The organism is Citrobacter sp. CK194 (assembly GCF_030333395.1).
In the GTDB taxonomy this organism is placed as follows: Bacteria; Pseudomonadota; Gammaproteobacteria; order Enterobacterales; family Enterobacteriaceae; genus Citrobacter_B; species Citrobacter_B koseri.
Genome location: NZ_JAOWGA010000019.1, coordinates 683,034 through 706,906, shown reverse-complemented (window position 1 = coordinate 706,906; position 23,873 = coordinate 683,034). Strand labels below are relative to the sequence as shown.

At 52.4% G+C, this 23,873-nt stretch carries 19 protein-coding genes and 3 tRNA genes; 11 read left to right on the top strand and 11 right to left on the bottom strand.

Annotation, left to right across the window (positions count from 1 at the left end):
• The first annotated feature begins 2 nt into the window (after positions 1–2).
• From iucD to mrkJ, 5 genes are all read left to right on the top strand, one after another.
• Positions 3–1,337 carry an NADPH-dependent L-lysine N(6)-monooxygenase gene (iucD, locus tag OGX80_RS19435; protein ID WP_012131874.1) on the top strand — a complete coding sequence of 445 codons (1,335 nt, stop codon included), beginning with the start codon at positions 3–5 and terminating at the stop codon, positions 1,335–1,337.
• Positions 1,338–1,362: 25 nt separating this feature from the next.
• A complete protein-coding gene (gene iutA, locus OGX80_RS19430; protein ID WP_012131873.1) occupies positions 1,363–3,564 on the top strand; it encodes a ferric aerobactin receptor IutA in 2,202 nt (733 codons plus the stop codon).
• A gap of 176 nt (positions 3,565–3,740) precedes the next feature.
• The gene (locus tag OGX80_RS19425) at positions 3,741–4,454 is read left to right on the top strand and encodes a flagellar brake protein (RefSeq protein ID WP_047462864.1); all 714 of its coding nucleotides are present in this window, start codon (positions 3,741–3,743) and stop codon (positions 4,452–4,454) included.
• A 15-nt stretch (positions 4,455–4,469) separates the two neighbouring features.
• On the top strand, positions 4,470–5,054 hold the full coding sequence (locus OGX80_RS19420) for a helix-turn-helix domain-containing protein (RefSeq protein WP_423250584.1): 585 nt from the start codon (positions 4,470–4,472) through the stop codon (positions 5,052–5,054).
• 142 nt (positions 5,055–5,196) lie between these two features.
• Complete coding sequence (gene mrkJ, locus OGX80_RS19415; protein WP_115181511.1) at positions 5,197–5,913, top strand: cyclic-di-GMP phosphodiesterase MrkJ; 717 nt, start codon at positions 5,197–5,199, stop codon at positions 5,911–5,913.
• 59 nt (positions 5,914–5,972) lie between these two features.
• Here mrkJ and OGX80_RS19410 read toward each other — a convergent pair whose 3' ends face one another.
• The 6 genes from OGX80_RS19410 to OGX80_RS19385 form a co-directional block, all read right to left on the bottom strand.
• Positions 5,973–6,623, bottom strand: coding sequence for a fimbrial protein (locus OGX80_RS19410; protein WP_052194470.1), 651 nt, complete (start codon positions 6,621–6,623; stop codon positions 5,973–5,975).
• A gap of 14 nt (positions 6,624–6,637) precedes the next feature.
• Positions 6,638–7,633, bottom strand: coding sequence for a fimbrial protein (locus OGX80_RS19405; RefSeq protein WP_115181510.1), 996 nt, complete (start codon positions 7,631–7,633; stop codon positions 6,638–6,640).
• Complete coding sequence (locus OGX80_RS19400; RefSeq protein ID WP_115181509.1) at positions 7,624–10,110, bottom strand: fimbria/pilus outer membrane usher protein; 2,487 nt, start codon at positions 10,108–10,110, stop codon at positions 7,624–7,626. The genes OGX80_RS19405 and OGX80_RS19400 overlap by 10 nt, the downstream gene beginning before the upstream one ends.
• Positions 10,111–10,121: 11 nt before the next feature.
• Positions 10,122–10,823, bottom strand: coding sequence for a fimbrial biogenesis chaperone (locus OGX80_RS19395; RefSeq protein WP_012131866.1), 702 nt, complete (start codon positions 10,821–10,823; stop codon positions 10,122–10,124).
• A gap of 95 nt (positions 10,824–10,918) precedes the next feature.
• Complete coding sequence (locus OGX80_RS19390) at positions 10,919–11,527, bottom strand: fimbrial protein (RefSeq protein WP_115181508.1); 609 nt, start codon at positions 11,525–11,527, stop codon at positions 10,919–10,921.
• 609 nt (positions 11,528–12,136) lie between these two features.
• Positions 12,137–12,226, bottom strand: a tRNA-Ser gene (locus tag OGX80_RS19385).
• A gap of 93 nt (positions 12,227–12,319) precedes the next feature.
• Here OGX80_RS19385 and mtfA point away from each other — a divergent pair.
• Complete coding sequence (mtfA, locus tag OGX80_RS19380) at positions 12,320–13,117, top strand: DgsA anti-repressor MtfA (protein ID WP_012131863.1); 798 nt, start codon at positions 12,320–12,322, stop codon at positions 13,115–13,117.
• Positions 13,118–13,217: 100 nt separating this feature from the next.
• Positions 13,218–13,293 (top strand) — tRNA-Asn (locus tag OGX80_RS19375).
• Between the two features lie 37 nt (positions 13,294–13,330).
• Here the strand turns inward: OGX80_RS19375 and cbl are convergent.
• Together cbl and nac are read right to left on the bottom strand one after the other, a co-directional pair.
• Entirely contained in the window at positions 13,331–14,281 is a 951-nt protein-coding gene (gene cbl / locus OGX80_RS19370; protein WP_024130225.1) for an HTH-type transcriptional regulator Cbl, read from the bottom strand.
• Between the two features lie 101 nt (positions 14,282–14,382).
• Entirely contained in the window at positions 14,383–15,300 is a 918-nt protein-coding gene (gene nac / locus OGX80_RS19365; protein WP_047462844.1) for a nitrogen assimilation transcriptional regulator NAC, read from the bottom strand.
• Between the two features lie 327 nt (positions 15,301–15,627).
• Here nac and OGX80_RS19360 point away from each other — a divergent pair.
• Positions 15,628–15,703: transfer RNA gene (locus OGX80_RS19360), tRNA-Asn, on the top strand.
• Between the two features lie 98 nt (positions 15,704–15,801).
• Here OGX80_RS19360 and OGX80_RS19355 read toward each other — a convergent pair.
• Genes OGX80_RS19355 through OGX80_RS19345 form a run of 3 tightly spaced genes read right to left on the bottom strand, consistent with a single transcriptional unit; the run spans position 15,802 to position 18,618 of the window.
• Positions 15,802–16,812, bottom strand: a complete 1,011-nt coding sequence (locus OGX80_RS19355; protein ID WP_115181507.1) for a FecCD family ABC transporter permease — start codon at positions 16,810–16,812, stop codon at positions 15,802–15,804.
• Positions 16,809–17,765, bottom strand: coding sequence for an ABC transporter substrate-binding protein (locus OGX80_RS19350; protein WP_115181506.1), 957 nt, complete (start codon positions 17,763–17,765; stop codon positions 16,809–16,811). Before OGX80_RS19350 ends, OGX80_RS19355 begins: the two co-directional genes overlap by 4 nt.
• A gap of 19 nt (positions 17,766–17,784) precedes the next feature.
• A complete protein-coding gene (locus OGX80_RS19345; RefSeq protein ID WP_233644101.1) occupies positions 17,785–18,618 on the bottom strand; it encodes an ABC transporter ATP-binding protein in 834 nt (277 codons plus the stop codon).
• 228 nt (positions 18,619–18,846) lie between these two features.
• Between OGX80_RS19345 and shiA the strand changes: the two genes are divergently transcribed.
• The 3 genes from shiA to OGX80_RS19330 all read left to right on the top strand — a co-directional run bounded on the left by shiA (position 18,847) and on the right by OGX80_RS19330 (position 23,529).
• The gene (gene shiA / locus OGX80_RS19340; RefSeq protein WP_012131820.1) at positions 18,847–20,163 is read left to right on the top strand and encodes a shikimate transporter; all 1,317 of its coding nucleotides are present in this window, start codon (positions 18,847–18,849) and stop codon (positions 20,161–20,163) included.
• Between the two features lie 117 nt (positions 20,164–20,280).
• Entirely contained in the window at positions 20,281–21,735 is a 1,455-nt protein-coding gene (locus OGX80_RS19335) for an AMP nucleosidase (RefSeq protein ID WP_110494095.1), read from the top strand.
• Positions 21,736–21,750: 15 nt separating this feature from the next.
• Positions 21,751–23,529, top strand: coding sequence for an aminopeptidase P family protein (locus tag OGX80_RS19330; protein ID WP_115181505.1), 1,779 nt, complete (start codon positions 21,751–21,753; stop codon positions 23,527–23,529).
• Positions 23,530–23,873 lie beyond the last annotated feature (344 nt).

Sequence of the window (23,873 nt, the reverse complement as noted above, 5' to 3'; positions counted from 1 at the left end):
TCATGACAAACACTGTAGATTTTATTGGCGTAGGCATCGGCCCGTTCAACCTGAGCATCGCGGCGCTGTCTCATCAGGCCGAAGGATTAAGCAGCCGCTTCTTTGACGGCCGCCCGCATTTTGCCTGGCATCCCGGCATGCTGGTGCCGGACTGCCATATGCAGACCATGTTCCTGAAAGATCTGGTTAGCGCTGTGGCTCCCACAAGCCCGTACAGCTTTGTTAACTATCTGGTGAAGCGCAAAAAATTCTACCGCTTCCTGACCACCGAACTGCGTACCGTGTCCCGCGATGAGTTTTCCGACTACCTGCGCTGGGCCGCCGAAGGGATGAACAATCTGCATTTCAATCATACCGTTGAGAGTATTGATTTCGACGAGAGACGCCAGCGGTTTGTGGTGCAGACCAGCCAGGGCGAAAGCGTTGCCCGCAATATCTGCCTTGGCATTGGCAAGCAACCGCACCTGCCGCCTTGCGTAAAAACGGCGACGCAAACCTGCTTCCACGCCAGTGAAATGAGCCTGCGCCAGCCAGACCTCGGCGGCAAGCGAGTCACCGTGGTTGGCGGCGGGCAAAGCGGCGCCGACCTGTTCCTCAATGCGCTGCGCGGAGAATGGGGCGACGTTGCAGAGATCAGTTGGGTCTCGCGCCGCAATAACTTTAACGCGCTGGATGAGGCGGCGTTCGCCAACGAATACTTCACGCCTGAGTACGTTTCAGGCTTCGTCGGTCTGAATGAAAGCGCGCGCCAGAAGATGCTCGACGAGCAGAAAATGACCTCCGACGGCATCACGGCCGACTCGCTACTGACCATTTATCGCGAGTTGTATCACCGCTTCGAGGTACTGAGGCAACCGCGTAACGCCCGTCTGCTGCCAAGCCGCTCGGTCACCGGGCTGGAAAGTCGCGGCCAGAGCTGGCAACTGCTGCTGGAGCATCATCTGGATAACGGCTATGACACTCTGGAAAGCGACGTGGTGATTTTCGCCACCGGCTACCGTCCCGCGCTGCCGCAGATACTTTCACCGCTGATGTCGCGAATCGCCATGCGCGATGAGTGCAATTTCAAAGTACGCGACGACTTCACCCTGGAGTGGAACGGCCCGAAAGAGAACAACATCTTCGCGGTCAACGCCAGTATGCAAACCCACGGCATCGCCGAACCACAGCTCAGCCTGATGGCCTGGCGCTCCGCCCGTATTCTTAATCGCGCGCTGGGGCGTGATTTATTCGATCTCAGTATGCCGCCCGCCCTGATTCAATGGCGCAGCGGCAGCCGGGAAAAACCGCAGCCGGAGGCTGCTTCTTTAACTCGCTACACAGCATCTTTGGGCTGATTTTTTCCGCCCGTGTGAAGGAATAATGATGATAAGCAAAAAGTATACGCTTTGGGCTCTCAACCCACTGCTTCTCGCCATGATGGCGCCAGCAGTCGCTCAACAAACCGATGATGAAACGCTCGTGGTGTCTGCCAACCGCAGCAATCGCACCGTAGCGGAGATGGCGCAAACCACCTGGGTTATCGAAAACGCCGAACTGGAACAGCAGATTCAGGGCGGCAAAGAGCTGAAAGACGCGCTGGCTCAGCTGATCCCTGGCCTTGACGTCAGCAGCCAGAGCCGCACCAACTACGGTATGAACGTGCGTGGCCGCCCGCTGGTCGTGCTGGTTGACGGCGTGCGTCTCAACTCTTCACGCACCGACAGCCGACAGCTGGACTCTATCGATCCTTTCAATATCGACCATATTGAAGTGATCTCCGGCGCGACGGCCCTGTACGGCGGCGGCAGTACCGGTGGTCTGATCAACATCGTGACCAAAAAAGGCCAGCCGGAAACCCAGATGGAGTTTGAGGCTGGCACCAAAAGCGGCTTTAACAGCAGTAAAGATCACGATGAGCGCATTGCCAGCGCCATCTCCGGCGGCAATGACCATATCTCCGGGCGTGTTTCAGTGGCGTACCAGAAGTTTGGCGGCTGGTTTGACGGTAACGGCGATGCCACCCTGCTCGATAACACCCAGACCGGCCTACAGTATTCCGATCGCCTGGACATCATGGGCACCGGTACGCTGAACATCGATGAAACCCAGCAGCTTCAGCTGATCACGCAGTACTATAAAAGCCAGGGCGACGACGATTACGGGCTGAATCTTGGGAAAGATTTCTCCGCCATTAGCGGGGCCAGCACGCCATACGTCAGTAAGGGGCTGAATTCCGACCGTATTCCCGGCACCGAGCGTCATCTGATCAGCCTACAGTACTCCAACAGCGATTTCTTTGGTCAGGAGCTGGTCGGTCAGGTTTACTACCGCGATGAGTCGCTGCTGTTCTACCCGTTCCCGACCGTAAATGCGAACAAACAGGCGACGGCTTTCTCCTCGTCACAGCAGGACACCGACCAGTACGGCATGAAACTGACCCTGAACAGCAAACCGCTGGACGGCTGGCAAATCACCTACGGGCTGGATGCCGACCACGAGCGCTTTACCTCCAACCAGATGTTCTTCGATCTGGCTCAGGCAAGCGCTTCCGGGGGGCTGAACAACCAGAAGATTTACACCACCGGGCGTTATCCGTCGTATGACATCACCAACCTGGCGGCCTTCCTGCAATCGAGCTATGACATCAATGATATCTTTACCCTCAGCGGCGGCGTACGCTATCAGTACACTGAGAACAAGATTGATGATTTCATCGGCTACGCGCAGCAACAGCAGATTGCCGCCGGGAAGGCGACATCCGCCGACGCCATTCCAGGCGGCTCGGTCGATTACGACAACTTCCTGTTCAACGCCGGTCTGCTGATGCACATCACCGAACGCCAGCAGGCATGGCTCAACTTCTCCCAGGGCGTGGAGCTGCCGGACCCGGGTAAATACTACGGTCGCGGCACCTATGGCGCAGCGGTGAACGGTCACCTTCCTCTGACCAACAGCGTGAACGTCGGCGACAGCAAGCTGGAAGGCGTGAAGGTCGATTCTTATGAGCTGGGCTGGCGCTTTACCGGCGACAACCTGCGCACCCAAATCGCGGCCTACTACTCGATTTCCGATAAGAGCGTGGTGGCGAATAAAGATCTGACCATCAGCGTGGTGGACGACAAACGCCGCATTTACGGCGTGGAAGGCGCGGTGGACTACCTGATTCCAGATACCGACTGGAGTACCGGTGCGAACTTCAACGTGCTGAAAACCGAGTCGAAAGTGAACGGTAGCTGGCAGAAATATGACGTGAAGGTGGCAAGCCCATCGAAAGCGACAGCCTACATCGGCTGGGCGCCGGACCCGTGGAGCCTGCGCGTACAGAGCACCACCTCCTTCGATGTGAGCGATGCAGAAGGCTACAGCATTGATGGCTATACCACCGTCGATTTGCTCGGCAGCTATCAGCTTCCGGTGGGTAAACTCAGCTTCAGCGTTGAGAACCTCTTCGACCGTGACTACACCACCGTCTGGGGGCAGCGCGCGCCGCTGTACTACAGCCCAGGTTACGGCCCCGCTTCCCTGTATGATTACAAAGGCCGCGGCCGCACCTTTGGTCTGAACTACTCAGTTCTGTTCTAAACCGCCCTCCTTGCCCGGCACATGCCGGGCAAATTCACCGAATGTCAATACGCAATCAATAGCATTGAACTATTTTTGAAAATTCAACAATAGGCCGTATCCTTTTATTTTTAATAAACAGGCGATCGCAACATGGGATAATAATCTGAAAGGACATTGTATTTTAGAGAGATGGTATGTCAGAAGGAGTTTCGAAAAAATCCAGATATGAAATTATTGCTATCCTGAGAGAAGAGTTCAGGGTTAAGTCTAAACTGGATTTTAGTTTTAACGATCTGAGCTGGCAATCAGATTTACGAAAAGTTGACAGTTCATCTTTTTATATCGATCTCCCTCCCTCTTTTCAGCCTTCGTTATCTGAAAACGGTGATGTCTGTTTTCAGATCCACAGTAAACTTGGCAGGATTGAGTTTGCCACCGCGCAGATAAATACTGAGCACAATAGCCCGGATAATATTTTCCGCTTTGCCATTCCTGAGAGCATAAACATACTGCAACGGCGATCGTCCCCCCGACTTAAGACAAGAGAGAGTTATCAATTCTGTTGTTCTGGTCGTTATAAAAATGGCGTTACTTTTAAACATACGTTAAATGATGTCTCTGACGGCGGGTGTTCTTTCATATCCACCCAATCTCAACTTAAATTTATGCGTAAAGATAATGTGTTAGAAAATGTTAAGATGAGCTTTGGTGAATATGGCAGCGTAATGACTAACTTAAAAATTATCAGCGTAACAGAACTCCATAGCGAAAAATCGTATGAAGAAGCAGATTTCCGCATCTCTTGTATGTTTCAGCATAAAAGTGACGATTATAAACATTACATAGAGAATGTTATCGTTAAGTTAATTATTGACAATAAAATTAAAAATAAGATTTTTTTAGTTTAACGGACTGGGAAAACATTGAGTAATTTATTATTTTACACGGATGATAATCTCATTGGGCAATCAATCCTGCATTACATGGTAGACAATGAGATAAATATTACCACGCTGGGCTATCAGGAGATCGCCGGGAGAACCTGTGCCCCTCAGTCGGGTACGATTATTATCAATGTTATTCATAAGGATATCTCTGCGGCCAGAACGGTCGCCTTGCTCAATAGATTACGAATGTATCTCACGCACTGCACGCTGCTCGTTCTGATTGTAAAAAGCGACCTCGCCAGCTTATGCCGTGAACTTCTCGATCTTGAAAATGTATTGATTCTGACGGAAAACGCGTCTTGCTCCGATCTCTCGGCCATCTTCAAACATCCTTTAACGGCCCGCGAATATCAGCGCTTATACACCCGGCGAAAACTCACTACCAGGGAGCAGCAGGTGCTGGCGCTAATGATTGCCAGCCATAACAATAAACATATAGCAGAGCTTCTCAACATTGACTATAAAACAGCCCACACTCACAGAGCGAGTATTATGAGAAAGTTAGGCATGAATAACTCGCAAATGATGAACAAAAGAATCGTCAATATGTTTCGATGCTAAACATATTAAATGTGCAGATGACCAATCAAAAACCAATAATTAATTGTTAACCAACCCCCTGTCAATCATTTTCACCGACAAAAATATCACTTATATTAATACCACCTCCTCCCACCGTTGACCTGATTTCTGACGAGATATAATGGACGCACTTATGTTTTTCAATCATAATTTGTCACGTAGCGATATATCCGTTCGATATGTCTTCCAAAAAATGTTTTCACCTCTCGGGGCGCTTGTCGCCGTTGAGTGCCTGAGCCGCTTTGACCATATCCCTGTTTCTCCAGAAGAGTTATTTCGTTATGCCAATGCGGACTTACGGGAAAGTATCTTTATGGAACAACTGGCGTTAATAGAAAAACATAAAGCGTGGTTTATAAAAAACAATGTTTCTGCCACGATTAACGTTGACGACCATATACTCAGCGTCCTGCTACGGCCAGAAGTGAAAGCGAAAGTCAAAGCACTGGGCTGCGTTCACTTTGAACTCACGGAAAACTCTAACGAACTGTTGAATAACTCTCTCGCCGCCTGGTGTGATTCCCACAGCTCCTTACTCTGGCTCGATGACTTTGGCGCTGGCTACGCGGGAATTAACGCGATTCGTGGCTATCATTTTGACTATGTCAAAATCGACAGAAACTTCTTCTGGCATTTAATGCAGAAAGAGTCTGGTCGGCCATTAATGGATGCGCTGGTCACTTTCCTTTCCCGTAACCAACATAATGTGATTATTGAAGGCGTCGAAAGCGAAGCGCATAAGAAATGGTTGCAGGGTATGGAGTGGTTTGCCATTCAGGGGCATTACTGGAAAGAAGTCAGTATTGAACAACTGGTCAAAGAAGAGGTTACGGTTTAAAAAAGAGAAAAAAATGCCGGAAGACTCCGGCATCAAAACCAACCTTCACACGCAAGAAATCAGTTATACACTAACTCCCAGGTTGCCCAACTGGTCAACGGGCCACTGGTCGCTTTCTCCGGCGCTGGCGTAACGTAACCGATGTAATAAGTAAACACACCGCCGCTTACCGCTTTTTCCACCAAAGGCACCCGGTTTTGCTGCGGGTCAGCCGGAACAATTTTATTGCTTTTATCCAGCGTATTATTGTCGTTGGTCGACAGCGCCAGAAAAATATGGCTGGCCCCATCCGCTCGTGTATTCGCCAGATAACCGGCATTTTCGTTGCCGACGGTATTGACCGTGAATCCATCAATCCAGCGCACACTTACCGTGCTGATCTCATCGTTATTCGCAGCGCCACCATCATGACGTAACTGACAGTTCGACAATTCCAGGGTGAAGGATTGCGGTTTCATAAATGCGCCCGCGCCACGGGCATGTACTTCCGCCAGGCTTACCGGAGCCAGCCAGACGCTACCGCTGCCCGCATTGTTGCCCCCGTTGAGCGCCACGCTACAGGAGATATCCGTCACTCGCCCTGCGAAGTCCACCCGTCCGCTATCGTAATTGGTTTCAAATCCCCACGCTGAAGAGGCGACAAGCATTCCGCTTATCAGGGTCAACTGAGTGAGTCGTCTGATATTTTTATACTGTGCTGAATCACGCATACCCACCTCCCGAATTAATCGTACGTCAGGTTAAAGATCATGTGCGACTCCACCTCACCGGTACTTGTGGTCGATGCGTATTGATAGAAGCGTGCACGATAAGGCAATGTAATGTAACGGGTTTCCTGGGTCTGCAAGGTGCCGATATTATATTTCTTGCTAAATTCCAGCGGGGTGCCATCTTTCAGTACCTGGACGCCAATCCCTTTCGCCGCAGCGTTTCCGCTTTTTTCGTTGATGAGCACGCCCTGAGCGGCAGTGGTGTTTGTCGCCAGGTTGCCGGAAAAAGTCGTATGGATATTGGCGAAACCGGATTCACTTACGCCGCCGCTGCACTGCAACTGGATATTAAAATCTTTGCCTCCCGCCGTGGTGCCAACGCCATTCAGATCGCTGCGCTTAATCGTACCGATATCAACGTTCATATTCTTACCGCTTAACACGGTACAGGAGGGCGAGACGACGGTGATGGCATTGGCGCTGAGGAACGTTTCAAGGATCGGGTTACTGCCGTTTTCCCAGTCATAAGAGGTATATTTCCCCGCCGCCAGGGTGCCACTGCCGGTCACGTTCGCAGTTTTAATCACTTCCAGCGTAAAGCGGGAGCCTTCCAGTGAATAACTGGTCTGCCTGTTGACATAGGAGGAGTAGACATCCGGGTAGACAATATTGACCGTTGCGCCACCGCGACTAAAACGCAAGCCGATGCCGTCTACGTTTGTCGAATAAATTTTATTCCCCAGGTCGGTGGCTCCGGGCACGACAATTTTCGCCGCAAAACGGTTAGTACCGGCTGAACAGCTATAGCTTGCGCCACCCGACGCCGACATTGTCCAGTCACGGGACACAATCACTGAGCCCACCGGTAGATCCGGCGGAACAACCACTCGCCCGATGGCCATGTCTAATGTCACCGTCGGCTGTGAAAGGCGCGAGCAGAAAGCCCATGCCGACGTTGTCCCCAGCGCCATTAATCCAATAAAAAGCGTCAGTCTTTTACTCAGCGACATAGCGTTTCCTTTGTTTTTGCCTGACTCAGATCCACCGTACATTGCCCGCCATTCCACTTAACCGTGGCCTTTGACGCGCTGGCGTCGCTGATAAACATCATGCTGCCCTGCCCCACAACACCGATCTCTTTTCCGCTCGGGTCAAAAATCGTGGCGGCGAACGGTAACGGCAGGCCATTCGCCTGGCGCGCCTGCACCGTGATGTTGTTTTGCACCGTGGTATTGAAAGCAACTTTAACTACGCTCCCCTCCCACGGCACAACCTGCGCCACGGTACGATCGAAAGCGATATCGTCATTACTGCCTTTCGGGTCAATTTCCACGGCGTTAATCCGGTAAGGCCGCAGATACGGCAGAATGGCGTAGCCGTTGCTGTCAATGCGGGTCCCCGGCGAACCTGGCAACATGGCGCCTGCGGCATCTTTCGCTTCGATCAGCGCCATCGTGGTGCCGCTTTCCGGCGAGAACACCACGCCGTGCTGATGGGCAATCAGCGTCCCGCTGGCGCCAACGCCGCTCTGACGATACCCTTCACCCTGGCTATAACTGCCGTTCAGCGTAGTCCACGGGGTACGATAGCTGCCGTTCAGCGCCACATCGTGCTGGCCTCCGGTCGCGGTGGTGGTCGATACGCCGTAGTTGAGGTTGTTTTCACTGTCCAGCGAGCCATTGACGCCAATTTGCGAGCTGGCGAAGTGCGAGTTGTTGAACGAGGTATTTGACGTCAGATTCGCAGTGCGATTCTCGCCGAACCACAGCGGGTAGCTAAAGTTGAGCGAAACGCGATCGTCGCGACGATGACCGGAGCTGTCCGGCGTATAGACGCGCTGGGCGCTGACCGACCATGAGAGACGACCGAACATATTGTTATAGCTGAGCTGATACTGCTTCTCCGTGCCTGAACGGTTCCAGTAATCCGACACCCGACCGCTTAAGTAGAAACCGCCCCAGCCGTCCGGCAGGTTCTGGTTTACGGTAAAGGTCATGCTGTTTTTCTGTCGCCACACGGTGTAGTTGCTGTTGTGGTTCTTTTCCTGATCGACGGCGTACAGCGCGTCGTTCAGGTTGTAGTAGCCTTTGGTGGAGTAACGATACGCCGCCAGGACAATACTGGTCTGCGTTTCGGTGAACATGCGGTTAAAGGTGGCGCGGTAGCTCTGACCATGCTCGTCAAGGGTATCGCTCTTCAACCGCGAATGGGTGACATCGAATGACAAGGCGCCGACGCCGGTATTCATCCCGGTTCCCAGCAGGAATGCCTGATAGTCATCAAAACCGGTCACGCCAGCATAGCCGGTGAACAGGTTATTTAAGCCCTGTTGCCAGGTCGCCTGGTAGAGCATCGGCTTATTGCGCAGCGAACTATCATCAACCTTACCGGCAGAGAGCGCATAGCGGGTCATCCCCGGACGCAGTAATTGCGCTACCGAGGCATAAGGCACGCTGAACACCTGTACCGAGCCATCGGCTTCTTTTACTGAAACCTCAAGGTCGCTGCCATAGCCGGAGGGGTAAACATCCTGCAACGTAAACGGCCCCGGCGGCACGGTGGTCTGATAGATAATATTGTTGCCCTGACGTACCGTCACCAGCGCGTTACTTTGCGCCACGCCGCGAATTTCCGGGGCATAGGAACGCATACCGTCCGGGAACATATTGTCATCGGTCGCCAGATTTACCCCTCGCAGGCCGATAGTGTCGAAAAACTCACCGTTGGTAAAAATCTGCCCACCGCTGACAATCGAGTTAATTTGCGGAATCGGACGTTGCAGGTAGGTCTGGTTACTGTTCCAGTGCGCCTTCCCCTGCTGCTGTTGCCAGTTCAGGTTACCAATGTGTTTGAGCAGCCAGCCGTCCCAGGAAAGACCTGCGTTAACGCCAAGATAGGCGCTGCTGTTATCTGACCCGTTGGCCGATGACGTGTGGCTGTTCCAGGCGTTAGCCATCCAGCCTAAATTCAGCGCCGCAACGCCTTTATCCCAGAACTCCGGGCTGACAAAATTCTTAAGGCGCTGATCTTCGTAGATTTGCGGTACGGAAATATCCAGCCTCAGAGAGGACTGAATCAGGTTGTCGCTGACATTTTCTTCGTTACGCCACTCTTGCAGTCGTCCGCAATAGCCCTCTTTCGCGCTAAGCTGTGGGTTAAATTTTTCTGGCGAGATACCGTATTGCATCAGCATCGCTTTGGTGTAGCAGACGCCCATTTTGCCGTCTTTTCCACGGGTGATATTCAGGTCGTAGCGGCCTTTCCACTCACCATTGGTATACACATCAAGTGAGTAAACACCCTCGGAGATAGCGCTCGTGGAAAAGCGCGACAGATCGACCTTTTCGCGACTGCCGACAATAAAGCCATCGTTAAACTGATAAACCGTTCCTGGGTTTTCCTGGCCGCTTGAAAATGGCGGAAAGCAGTACAGTGCAATCGCAATTGCCGTACTTAATCTTTCCGGGCGGATTGACCTCTGCTTCATGATCGTTTCCCTTATTTAACGGCAACTTTCACTGCGACATCTGCGCCATAGTCATTAATGTTGTTAACAGTCAGGGTCTCGCCTTTGTTCACTGTCGAGGAAAGCGCGATAGTCTGACTGGACTGTGGGGCAAACATCACCGTTTTGCTGTTCAGCGCTTTGCCGCCGTCACGAGAGATACGGCTTACGGTGATATAAAAAGGCGTGGGATTGTTGACGGACAGGCTGCTGCCGTTGGCGGAAAGCACCAACTTTTCCGCCGCCGCATCACGGTTGCCTAATCCATTCGGACGATAGATAAACTTAAAGCGAGAACGAATCGCCAGTTGCAGAATATTCTGCCCTTCATTTTTCTGGTTAGCCTCTACAGGCGGAATTTCCAGAAGGTTCAGCCACCATAATGTCTCTTTATCTTTAGCGAGCCCTGCATTGCTGCCGAGCTTAATACGCAGAGTCTGACCGCTTTTAGCGTCAACGCGGGAAATAGGTGGTGTAATAATAAATGGCGTAGTAATCGTATCCGGCGTCGCATCGGCATTACCGTTATCCAGCCAGGCTTGTGCCAGTGCCGGACGATCTGCGGTATTAGAGAGCTGCACCGTTATTTCTTTTTCATTTCCTGGATAAATAAAGCGGGTGCCATTAACAATAATGTTATTAGCATTAGCCGCAAAACTAAAAATGAAACAGAAAAAAAGGGCAATAAGCTTCATGCTGACCTCTGAATAAAAAATAAGCGGTAGCAGCGGCCGCTTTATTATTGTTTTATACCGCCCCGGCGCGAGGCGGTTTTATCTCTCAGCCGATATTACTGGTAGGTAATTTCGTAAGTCGCATAGCTATTGACCACACCGGTTGTCACGCTATCAGGCGTGCTGGTGGCATAACCAACATAGTAAGTGAAACGCGCGCCATCCTGAACGGCAGTCGCGTCGCCAGTCGCTTTCGGTTGAGCTGCGTCACCTGGGATGATTTTCTTGGTCAGCGCGGTGGCGTTGTCGGTAGACAGAACCAGCTGGATATTCTTCGCGCCAGCCGCTTCCGTATTGGCCAGGTAGCCCTGTTGTTTGTCGGAAGCGCCCGCCAGCAGGTTGCCGCCGGTCCAGTTCACACCCAGTTTGCTCACGTCATCTTGTGGATCACCATTCGTCGCCTGGCAGTTAGAAACATCGATGGTGAAAGATTTTGGTTTCAGATAGGTATCCGCAGTCGCAGCTTTAACTTCCGTTAACGTTACCGGAGACAGATAAACATTAGCATCGCTGCCCTGGCCGTTTACGGAAACAGTACAAGATACGTCGGTAACTTTACCGAAGAAATTAACCTGACCGCCGCCGACATTAGTATCAGCAGCATTTGCCACAGCCATGCCAAAAAATGCAGTCGCGATTGCAGCAGAGAGAAGAACCTTTTTCATTGCCATTTCCTTGTCAGAGTGAATTAAGTATCAATGAGCAAACAGTGAGTTCACACAAAAATCAGAAGCGATATGCGATTCTTACTTGTGCGACTGTTAATAGAAACTTCGACTGACCGGAAGCTGCTATATTTAAGGTATCAAAAACGAACTTGATAAAAACTCGTTGATGCTGTCGGCGTCAAAGAATGCTATTTCGGAGTCAAATATACATTTTTTCATATCTTGATTGAGGCCGTTTAACAGGATTACACCTATTAATCCTCACCTGAAAAATAGAAAAATCCACTCAATGGCATATTGCTATCTTAAAACTTCTACAATTTCTCTCTGTACTGCCTGTCAGTGCTTCACCAATATTGCCAAATAAGATAACCGGTTAAATTCGCGGCGAACCCGGCAAAGAGAAGCCGTAATTCTCCGGTCATAAAACGGAAAGCCAGAGGTTTGTTGCCGATCGCAAAGCGCAAGTGTTCCCCGACGCTGAATTGTCCTGTTCTGGAAAAATCGGAGGAGGATGATGGCGAGAAGCATACCCGGTGAATATACCAACACTATACCAAGTGTGACGGGGGTCGTTGAAAGGGAGTGAACTAAGTGCTTGAATAGTGGCGGAGAGAGGGGGATTTGAACCCCCGGTAGAGTTGCCCCTACTCCGGTTTTCGAGACCGGTCCGTTCAGCCGCTCCGGCATCTCTCCGTTCTGGTGGTTGCCATGATGCCAGGTAATTTGGCATTTTAACAGACCCTGTTCCTGCAATTTTGTTCAAGTGACGAGTTTGCGAGCAAAACGATGATTAAGTGGCCCTGGAAAGTACACGAAACAGACCAGAATGCGGCCTTGCCGTGGGATGACGCCCTGGCAATTCCCCTTCTGGTCAACCTGACCGCGCAAGAGCAAGCCAGATTAATTGCGCTGGCCGAGCGTTTTTTACAGCAAAAAAGGTTGGTCGCTCTTCAGGGATTTGAACTGGATGCGTTGAAAAGCGCGCGTATTGCGCTGCTTTTTTGTCTCCCGGTTCTGGAGTTGGGCATCGAATGGCTTGATGGCTTCCATGAAGTGCTGATCTACCCTGTGCCTTTTGTTGTGGATGATGAATGGGAAGATGATATTGGTCTGGTGCATAACCAGCGCGTTGTCCAGTCCGGGCAAAGCTGGCAGCAAGGCCCAATAATTCTGAACTGGCTTGATATCCAGGACTCCTTTGATGCGTCCGGCTTCAATCTGATTATCCATGAAGTGGCGCATAAACTTGATATGCGCAATGGCGACCGGGCCAGCGGCATCCCGTTGATTCCTCTGCGCGAAGTGGCCAGTTGGGAGCACGATCTCCACGCGGCCATGAACAATATTCAGGATGAAATTGATCTTGTGGGTGAAACCGCATCCAGCATTGATGCTTACGCAGCAACCGACCCTGCTGAATGCTTTGCGGTTCTGTCAGAATACTTCTTCAGCGCCCCGGAACTGTTCGCCCCGCGTTTCCCGGCATTGTGGCAACGTTTTTGTCAGTTTTATCGCCAGGACCCCTTACTGCGACTGCGTGATAACCCAGAAGAGGACAATATACCGACATCACACGTCCATTAAATCGCGGTTTTGAAGATTAATTAACCAATTGAAATGACGTGCGAATTTTACTGTTGACACGTTACAGAGCGGTCAGTATTATTCGCCTCGTTCACACGATTCCTCTGTAGTTCAGTCGGTAGAACGGCGGACTGTTAATCCGTATGTCACTGGTTCGAGTCCAGTCAGAGGAGCCAAATTTAAAGAAGCCCGCTTTTTAGCGGGCTTCTTGCTTTATATCTGATAATCAATGACCGCCTCATCCGACTCCATCACCTGCCGCTTAATATCTTCGACAGACAGCCCCGCATTACACAACTCAATAAACCGCCAGACGTAGTTGCGCTGTAACTGTCCGCGCTTCAGCCCCAGCCAGACGGTATTGGCATCAAATAAATGTCGGGTATCAAGACGCGTCAGCGCCCCCTCTTCCTGCTCGCCGCTGGATTGCTCGGCGACCAATCCAATCCCCAGCCCCAGAGCAACGTACGTTTTGATCACATCAGAGTCCTGAGCGCTCAGAACAATATCCGGCAACAACCCTTTGCGGGAGAAGGCTTCATCAATACGGGAGCGCCCTGTAATGCCCTGACGATAAGTGATTAGCGGCCAGTGCGCGATCGCTTCCAGCGTCAGTGGCGAGGTCTGCACCAGGGGATGATCGCGAGGTACTAATAAACTGTGGTGCCAGCGAAACCAGGGAAAGGCCACCAGCAACGGATCATTACTCAGACGCTCACTGGCAATGCCAATATCCGCGCCACCGTTTTGCAACAGCCCCTCTATCTCCTGCGGCGTGCCCTGAATAAGCTCCAGTCGAACTTCCGGGAAAATCTCGCGAAAGGCTTTGATCACTTCCGGCAAGCTATATCGCGCCTGGGTGTGCGTCGTGGCAATGGTCAGTACGCCAGATGTATCATTGGTGAACAGGTCGGCCAGTCTGCGAACATTGCTGGCCTCATTCAGAATGCGCTCGGCGATGACCAGCAGCGCCTTACCCGGTTCTGTCATCCCGAGCAGACGCTTGCCGCGCCGGATAAAAATTTCAATACCGAGCTCATCTTCAAGCTCGCGAATATGCCGACTCACTCCTGACTGAGAGGTATAAAGCATATTGGCGACTTCAGTCAGGTTGTAATCCTGACGAGCCGCCTCGCGGATGATTTTAAGTTGCTGGAAATTCACGCTTCGCTCCGAAGACATCAGACATGACGCTATTGTTAAAGTCTGAAGCCCGGCATAACAAATAATAAAAACCTGCATCTTATACCGCGATGGAATAACGCTTAGCTCACCAGCAGAAGTTCACGGTTTTCCAGCATAGGGCGGCTCACCAGCGACATCAGGATCTCTTTCACTGCCTGTGCCTGCGGCGTCAGGCTCCCCCTCGCCGACATATTCAGCGACAGCGGTAAACTCATCGACGGCGTGGTGATACGCGCCATCCAGCCATTTGCCGCACCGCTTAACGATCGGGCTGCCGACTCCGGTAACACCGTCACCCCCATCCCACTGGCGATAGCCGCTGTTAATGTCGCGATGGATTCTATTTCGCCAATCACTTTTGCGGTCAATCGGCGTAAGGAAAAGGCTTCATCCACGCGCGAACGAACGGCGCTATAGTCGCGAGGAAGGAAAAGGTTCATCTCCGCAACCGCCGTTAAATCCACGCTCGGCCCAGGGCAATCCCGGGTTCCCACCAGAAAAAGATCTTCTTTCAGCAGCGGCTGGCTGGTAATACCGGCCACCGGAGAACGCTCGTAAAGAACCGCCATATCAAGTTGGCCGCTGAGTAATTTATCATTCAGCACCACCCCGCTGTTTTCATGCAGGTAGACCAACACCTCTGGCAATTCCGCCCGCACGGCCTGTAGCAGCGGCATCGTCACCGACGAGGCAGCCGTTCCCGGCGCCAGACCGATCGACACCTGCCCCCTCAGCGTTTGCCCGACGTTATTAACCGCCAGCTGTGCCTGTTCACACTGACGCAAAATCGTTCGCGCATGGGTATACAGGATTTTTCCTGCTTCAGTCGGCGTCACGCCGCGCTTTGTCCGAATCAATAATTGCTGATCCAGTTCCCCTTCCAGCGTAGCGACCTGCTGGCTGAGTGCGGGTTGCGCAATGTGTAATACTTCCGCGGCCTGCGTCAGGCTACCGATGTCGACGATTTTCACAAAGTATTTCAGTCGTCTGAAGTTCATTTTGCCTCCTGTCAGGAATACCAGTCATGATACTGGCTGTCATGTTATGGAGGATTTTGCAAAAGGCTTGCCAGTTTCTGGCCGACGCTAATTTTTATGCTAACCTGCTGTCAAATAAGAGAATGTGATTACAAGACAACGTTTTTAATGTTAACAACAGTTTCCGATCTGCCCCATAAGAGGTACGTTTGCACCAGAATGGCGCAAAATAGCGGCCGAATGAAAGATCATCGCTTTGTTGATTTTGTCAGCAAACGAACGCGCAATCGCATTTCACCCTTTGACAATGATCGTGGGCGTCGTTAATATGCGCCCCGTTCACACGATTCCTCTGTAGTTCAGTCGGTAGAACGGCGGACTGTTAATCCGTATGTCACTGGTTCGAGTCCAGTCAGAGGAGCCAAATTTAGAAAAGCCCGCTTTTTAGCGGGCTTTTTGCTTTTCTGTACTCCGAACAACCACAATCAGGTATACGTTCCAGCCGCTTACCGTTTCTGGCCGTCATATTGACGACGTTCTGGCGAGCAACACAATAATAAACAAACCGCCAATACCCGCCGTAATAATGCCGACAGGCAGTTCCTGCGAAGTCAGCAACGTTCGGCTGACAATATCGCCGCCGCACAACAGCACAGCCCCCCAGACACCACAAAGAGGCAGCAACAGCAGATGCTTAACGCCAGAAAAGTACCGACACAGATGTGGCACCATCAGCCCAACAAAGCCGATCACTCCCGTCAGTGCCACTAAGAAAGAGGTCGCCAGCGCGCAGCACAGGAAAATTTCCATCCGCAGGCGGCTGACGTTAATCCCCAGCGATAACGCCGTCTGCTCACCGGCCAGCATGCCATCCAGCGCATGCCATCGCAGCAGAATAAAAGCGCTCAGTAATATCAGGCTCAGTAAGGCGAAAGGCAGATTGCCCCAACTGGCTAATCCCAGGCCGCCCAGTGACCAGAACAGCACGGAACTGGCGGCACGTTGATCGCCAGAAAAAATGAAATAGCTGGTTAACGCGCCAAACAGAAAGGAGATAGCAAGCCCACTGATAATTAACTGCTCAGCCCCGCGTTGCTTTTTGAAGTGGAACAGTAACATCACCGCCATAGCGGAGCAGATCCCACCAACAAATGCCGATACGGGGAGCGTCAGCGTGCCAAGCTGATTGCCGAATCGGGTAATGACCAGTACCGCGCCCGCCGATGCACCCGATGACAGCCCAAATAAAAATGGATCGGCAAGATCATTACGTGTGGTGGTCTGCAACAACGCGCCCACTATCGCCAGTCCTGCCCCTGTAAGTACAGAGAGGAGCGTCCTCGGCACGCGTAAATCAATCACAATTCTGCTGACCATATCCGATACCGGCACATCTGCAATCCCTATCGCCCCCAGCACCTGCAACAGCGATAACGAAACAGCGCCTTTGGCAATACTGAGTAACATTAATCCTGCCAGTACCACCACCGCGCTCCACATCGCCCAATAGTAACGGTACGAAGTGAAACTCATTGTGCAGCCGTCTGATACATGGCCCGAGCCAGTTTTTCTACTGCTTTGACATTCGCAGGGCCTGGCGTCAGTTCAGCATATTGCAGCTTCAGATAACGTTGGTGTTTCACCGCTGGCGTGAGTTTCATCAACGGGTGATTTTCCAGGAAGTGACGAAGCTCATCAGCCCCACTTCCCGTTTGATAATCCAGCAGAATGATAAAGTCCGGCTCAGTGGCAGCCACACTTTCCCAGGAAGTTGTACCCCAACTGATATCCAGCGCCTCCATCGCATTTTTACCACCAGCCGCTTCAATAATGGCGTCAGGCATCGCGTATTTCCCGCTGGTAAAAGGTTTATCCTCTCCCGAATCATAAACAAACACGTTTAATGGTCGGGTTCCTTTCGGCGGTTTGGGCAGCGCCTCCAGCGTCTTTTTCCAGCGATTAACCAGCGCCCGAGCGTCATCTTGCTTACCAAAAATCTTCCCCAGCGTCAGTACGTCATTATAAAGTAGATCCATACTGGCTTTACGCTTATGCGCGGCAGTAAAGACGCAACTTTCGCTCAGAACAAAAGTCTTGATGCCATATTTATTGAGTGAAGAAGGCGTCACTTCACCCCCTACTTTCATGCCATAATTCCAGCCTGCGAAAAAGAAATCTGGATTAACCGCCAGCAATGTTTCCAGAGAGGGATATTTTGGTGCCAGTTCAGGGATCGACCCCATTGCTTTTTTAAATTCCGGCGTCATTTTGTACCACCCGCTGATACCGGTCAGACCGACGATACGATCCTGTAAATTCAGAGCGAACGCCATTTCAGACATATTAAGGTCATTAATAATCGCTCGCTTTGGCGGTTCCGTGAACGTCACGGGTGTTCCACAACTCTCTATGGTGACAGGAAAATCCGCAGCCTCTACTGCCGATACCGACAAAATAGCAACCATGCCTGCAAGCAATTTTTTCATCACAATCCTCAGATATTTATTATGCATAGCCAGGAACTTCAAAAATACGTAGCGCTTTCCCCGTATCAGGGTGTGGTACGGTAAAGCAGGTCAACCCAAAAACGGGATAAAGGTTTTCAGACACCAGCACACGCTCCGGTGTGTCGCAGAGCACCATTCTTCCCTGCGACAGAAGAAGAACGCGGTCAGCAAAAGATTCAATCAGCGACAGATCGTGCAATACCGCCACCACCGTTATCCCCTTGTTTTTCACCAACGAAAGCAGTTCCACCCGACCGGAGGGATCCAGATGGTTGGTTGGCTCATCAAGCAGCACCAGGCTCGGCATCTGAGCTAACACCCGCGCCAGCGCCGCCCGCTGCCTTTCTCCGCCAGAAAGCGCAGACAGCGACCGCTTTCGCAACGCCAGTAATCCCGTCTCTTTAATGGCCTTCGTCACGATGGCATCATGCCTGTCGCGTGGTGCATCCCGGGCGTGCGGGATACGCCCCAGCGCCACATAATCCTCAAGAGCCAGCCTCAGATCGGGCGTATCATTTTGCGCCAGAACGGCGATCTGCTTTGCCCGCTGCTGCCGCGACAGCGCCGAAACAGACCGGCCCAGTAGCTGAATATTGCCCTTCTGAAGGGGGAGTTCCTGACTTATTGCCTTCAGTAAAGACGTTTTACCGCTGCCGTTAGGCCCAATAACGGCCAGGCATTTCCCTTCCTCAACCTCAAAGCGAATTGCACAAAGCAGTTCTCCGCCTCCGGGCCGCTGTAGCGACGCAATATTGACGCTCAGAGCACTCGCCGGGTGATCACTGGATGCGACGAATTGCACAATACTTAACCTCTTCCATGATCGAACCATTAAATAGATATGTTATATCATAACAATTAACGTTAACAACCCTGAGATACAAGGCGATTTCAACCGGGCTCCGTACTATTTTTCATCTTGCCCGCGCGTGACGGATAAAATCATTTTCTCTTTCCGTCTGTCGCGGTAGTCTCATAAAGGCCGTTAATATGTCGGCAGCAATATGAGTCATCATTTCTCCATACTAATAACTAAAAAAACAGCACAGACAGGATAACTATGGATTCCACCCTCACCTCCACGCGTCCCCAGGATGAGACGCCTTCGCTTAATCGCGCGCGCCGCGCCGCATTAGGAAGCTTCGCTGGCGCAGTCGTCGACTGGTACGATTTTCTGCTCTATGGCATCACCGCTGCCCTGGTGTTTAATCGTGAATTCTTCCCGCAAATCAGCCCGGCGATGGGTACACTCGCGGCGTTTGCCACCTTCGGCGTTGGCTTTCTGTTTCGCCCGCTGGGGGGTGTGATCTTCGGCCACTTCGGCGATCGTCTGGGCCGTAAGCGTATGCTGATGCTGACCGTATGGATGATGGGTATCGCTACCGCACTGATTGGCATCCTCCCTTCTTTCGCCACTATAGGCTGGTGGGCGCCGGTATTACTGGTGATATTACGGGCTGTTCAGGGTTTTGCCGTCGGTGGCGAATGGGGTGGCGCGGCATTGCTGTCGGTTGAAAGCGCGCCGGAGAACAAAAAAGCGTTTTACAGCAGCGGCGTTCAGGTGGGTTATGGCGTAGGGCTGCTGCTCTCGACCGGTCTGGTCTCGCTGATCAGCACGCTGACGACCGATGAGCAGTTTCTGAGTTGGGGCTGGCGCATCCCATTCTTGTTCAGCATTATTCTGGTGCTTGGCGCCTTATGGGTGCGCAATGGCATGGAAGAGTCCGCCGAATTTGAACAGCAGAAGCAGGAAACACCACCGGCGAAAAAACGCTTGCCGGTTATGGAGGCGTTGAGCCGCCACCCTGGCGCATTTCTGAAAATCATCGGCCTGCGCCTGTGCGAGCTGCTGACGATGTATATCGTCACCGCGTTCGCCCTGAACTACTCCACCCAAAATCTGGGCCTTCCGCGTGAGCTTTTTCTGAATATCGGTCTGCTGGTGGGGGGACTAAGCTGCCTGACGATCCCCTGCTTTGCCTGGCTTGCGGACCGCTTCGGTCGTCGGCGCGTCTATATTACAGGTGCCTTAATCGGTACGCTCAGCGCATTCCCGTTTTTTATGGCGCTTGAAGCCCAGTCAATCTTCTGGATTGTGTTCTTCTCCATCATGCTGGCCAATATTGCTCATGATATGGTGGTCTGCGTACAGCAGCCGATGTTTACCGGCATGTTCGGTGCAGGTTATCGCTACAGCGGTGCCGGAGTCGGTTACCAGGTCGCCAGCGTCGTGGGCGGCGGGTTCACTCCCTTTATCGCCGCCGCACTGGTCACCTTCTCCGATGGGAACTGGCACAGCGTTGCCATTTACCTGCTGGCAGGCTGCCTGATCTCTGCCGTTACGGCGCTGTTGATGAAAAATAAACCACACGTCTAATCCCTGTACGGGGGCCGTCTGGCCTCCGTCTGTTCTTACGCAATGTCTGACTTTTGTTTCACATTCCTGTGACATACTATCGGGAGAGCAGTACACCTGTGGAACAAGGAGACAGACATGAATAATAAGGGCGCCGGCCTGACCCCGTCTCAGGCGCTGGATAAACTGGACGAACTCTACGAGCAATCGGTTCAGGCTCTGCGTAACGCAATTGGCAAGTATGTTGAAAACGGGGAGCTTCCAGACATTACAGCCCGAAATAATGGCCTTTTTGTTTACCCATCGCTTTCCGTCTCCTGGAGCGGCAATGCGACGAATCCCCCCAAGACCCGCGCCTATGGCCGCTTTACCCATGCTGGCTGCTACACCACAACCATCACCCGTCCTGCGCTGTTTCGCCCTTACCTTGAAGAGCAATTAACGCTGCTGTATCAGGATTATGACGCGCATATTGCGGTTGAACCGTCCCATCATGAAATTCCGTATCCTTATGTCATTGACGGTTCCGAGCTGTCGCTTGACCGCTCCATGAGCGCCGGATTGACGCGCTTTTTCCCCACCACTGAACTGGCGCAGATTGGCGACGAGACCGCAGACGGTTTGTTCCACCCCGGTGAGTTTTATCCGCTCTCTCACTTCGACGCGCGCCGTGTCGATTTCTCGCTGGCGCGACTGCGTCACTACACGGGGACGCCAGTTGAACATTTTCAGCCCTTTGTTCTGTTTACCAACTACACCCGCTATGTAGACGAATTTGTGCGCTGGGGATGCAGCCAGATTCTGGACCCGGACAGTCCCTATATCGCACTTTCCTGTGCTGGCGGGATCTGGATCACCGCAGAAACCGAGGCTCCCGAAGAAGCCATCTCCGATCTGGCGTGGAAAAAACACCAGATGCCAGCCTGGCACCTGATTACGGCTGACGGCCAGGGGATTACGCTGGTGAATATTGGCGTCGGGCCGTCAAACGCCAAGACTATTTGCGATCACCTGGCGGTACTGCGCCCGGACGTCTGGCTGATGATTGGTCACTGCGGCGGCCTGCGTGAAAGTCAGGCGATTGGCGACTATGTGCTGGCGCACGCCTACTTACGTGACGATCATGTGCTCGATGCCGTACTGCCGCCCGATATTCCCATCCCCAGCATCGCAGAAGTTCAGCGCGCGCTGTATGACGCCACGAAAATGGTGAGCGGTATGCCTGGCGAAGAGGTTAAGCAGCGGCTGCGTACCGGCACGGTCGTCACCACCGATGATCGTAACTGGGAGTTGCGCTACTCTGCCTCCGCATTGCGTTTCAACCTGAGCCGCGCCGTCGCCATTGATATGGAAAGCGCCACAATTGCCGCCCAGGGCTATCGCTTCCGCGTACCTTACGGCACGCTATTGTGCGTCTCCGACAAACCGTTGCACGGTGAGATTAAACTTCCCGGCCAGGCTAACCGTTTTTATGAAGGTGCGATTTCGGAGCACCTGCAAATCGGCATTCGCGCCATTGATCTGTTACGCGCAGAAGGCGATCGCCTGCACTCACGTAAACTGCGCACATTCAACGAACCGCCGTTCCGTTAAGGCATGAAGGTGTCTATGAGCAACCCAACTCCCCTTTCCGCCCTGCGTAATCTCCTGATTGCACAGGGGCTGGATGGCATGATCGTTCCTCGCGCCGATGCTCATCAAAGCGAGGACTGCACGCCACACGATAATAAACTGGCCTGGTTAACGGGCTTTAGCGGTTCTGCCGGACAGGCGTTAGTGCTTCGCGACCGCGCATTGCTGTTTGTGGATGGCCGCTACCAGGTTCAGGCCCGCGCCGAAGTCGATCGTAATGATTTTGAAATTCATCACCTGCATAACGAGCCGCTTGCGGAGTATTTGCAGGAACAGGTTGCCTCCGGCGCACGTATTGCCTTCGAACCTCTGCTGATGGTCAACAGCCAGTTTGAGACACTCTCAGCCACCCACTGCGAACTGGTGGCGTTAGACAGCGATCCGTTCGACGTTGTATGGCAAAACCGCCCCGCTGCCCCCTGCGGCATCATCCGGGAAATGCCCGTTGAAATCAGCGGTGAAAGCAGCGCGCAGAAACGCGCGCGCATTCTCGACGAACTGGCAAAACAGCAGGCGGATTACCTGCCGATCACCCTGCCGGATAATATCGCCTGGACGCTGAACGTACGCGGCAGCGACCTCAACATGGTGCCTGTTCCCTTCTCGTTTGCGTTATTGCACCGCACGGGCGAACTGGAATGGTTCGTTGATGAAAAGAAAACTCAGCCGTTACCTGCAAGTTTGCTCAGCACGCTGACCATTTCCCCGCCGGGTGAGTTCCTTGCACGCTGTCAGCAACGCGCGGCCGGAAAGCGTTTCCTGGTTGATAAAGATTTCGCCCCGGTCGCCCTGCGCTTCGCTATTGAGCAGCATGGCGGTGACGTCATCTGGTCAGCAGATCCGATTACGCTGATGAAAGCGCACAAGAACGAAACCGAGCTGGCAGGATACCGCGAATGCCATGAGCAGGACGGCGCCGCCTGGGTTAATTTCCTCGCCTGGCTGGCGCACGAAGTGCCGCTGCGTGAAGCCGCAGGCAATCCAATAACGGAGCTGGAAGCCCAGGAAAAACAGCTGGCTTATCGCCAGCAACAACCGGGATTTCTTGAGCAGAGCTTTAACACCATTTCTGCATCGGCAGGCAATGCCGCCATGTGCCACTATCATTCAAGCGAGAAAACAAACGCGCCAGTCACAACCCAGGAGATGTACCTGAACGATTCGGGCGGTCAATATCAGAACGGTACGACAGACACGACCCGTACCCTCGCATTTGGGCCGCAGGAGCCGCAGCGTCGGTTACACTACACCGCTGTGTTGAAGGGCTTTTTGTCGCTGATTACCCTGCAATTCCCCAGCGGAACTCAGGGACACCAGCTTGACGCCTTTACCCGCCGGGCGCTTTGGGATCTTGGTCTGGATTACGATCACGGAGCGGGACACGGCGTAGGTCATCAGCTATTGATTCATGAGCAACCGCACCGTATCGCCAAAAAAGTGAACCCCTGGCCGCTGGTGGCAGGCAACATCATTACGATAGAGCCGGGCTATTACCTCGCCGGACAATACGGTATCCGCATTGAAAATCAGGTCGAAATTGTCGAAAGCCGCCCTGGTTTCTGCAAATTCTCCACACTGACGCTGGTGCCGATCGACTTAAGTCTCGTGGAATTGCATCTGCTTAGCGAGGCAGAAAAACTGTGGATTGATGAGTACCATCAGCAGGTAAGAGAAACATTATCCCCTCGCGTAGAAAGCAACGCCCGCCCGTGGCTGTTCGCCGCTACCGCTCCCATACGGGTGCGCGCAAATTAACCCTGTATGCTGAAAACCAAAAGCCCGCTAAAAGTGGGCTTTTTGGGTAGAGGGGCGGGTTTGTGCCAGGAGGGGACGTTGGTATTTTTAGTATCTCGTTTTCAGTTCCTTAGCAACTCTGCGAACTTCATCGTTACATCAACGTGTTCTCCCTACCTGCCTCCGTTGCTCTGAAAACTAAGATAAGAAATGAAAATTGTACACTTTAATAATGAATTAAATGCAGCGCAGGCAAATGATAGCGCAAGTAAACTGAACACATACCAGTCATCGGCCTGATCTCAGGACTTACCATGCGTTTGTTAAATATCTTTGTCTTTTTGTTTACTGCACTTGTAGTAGTG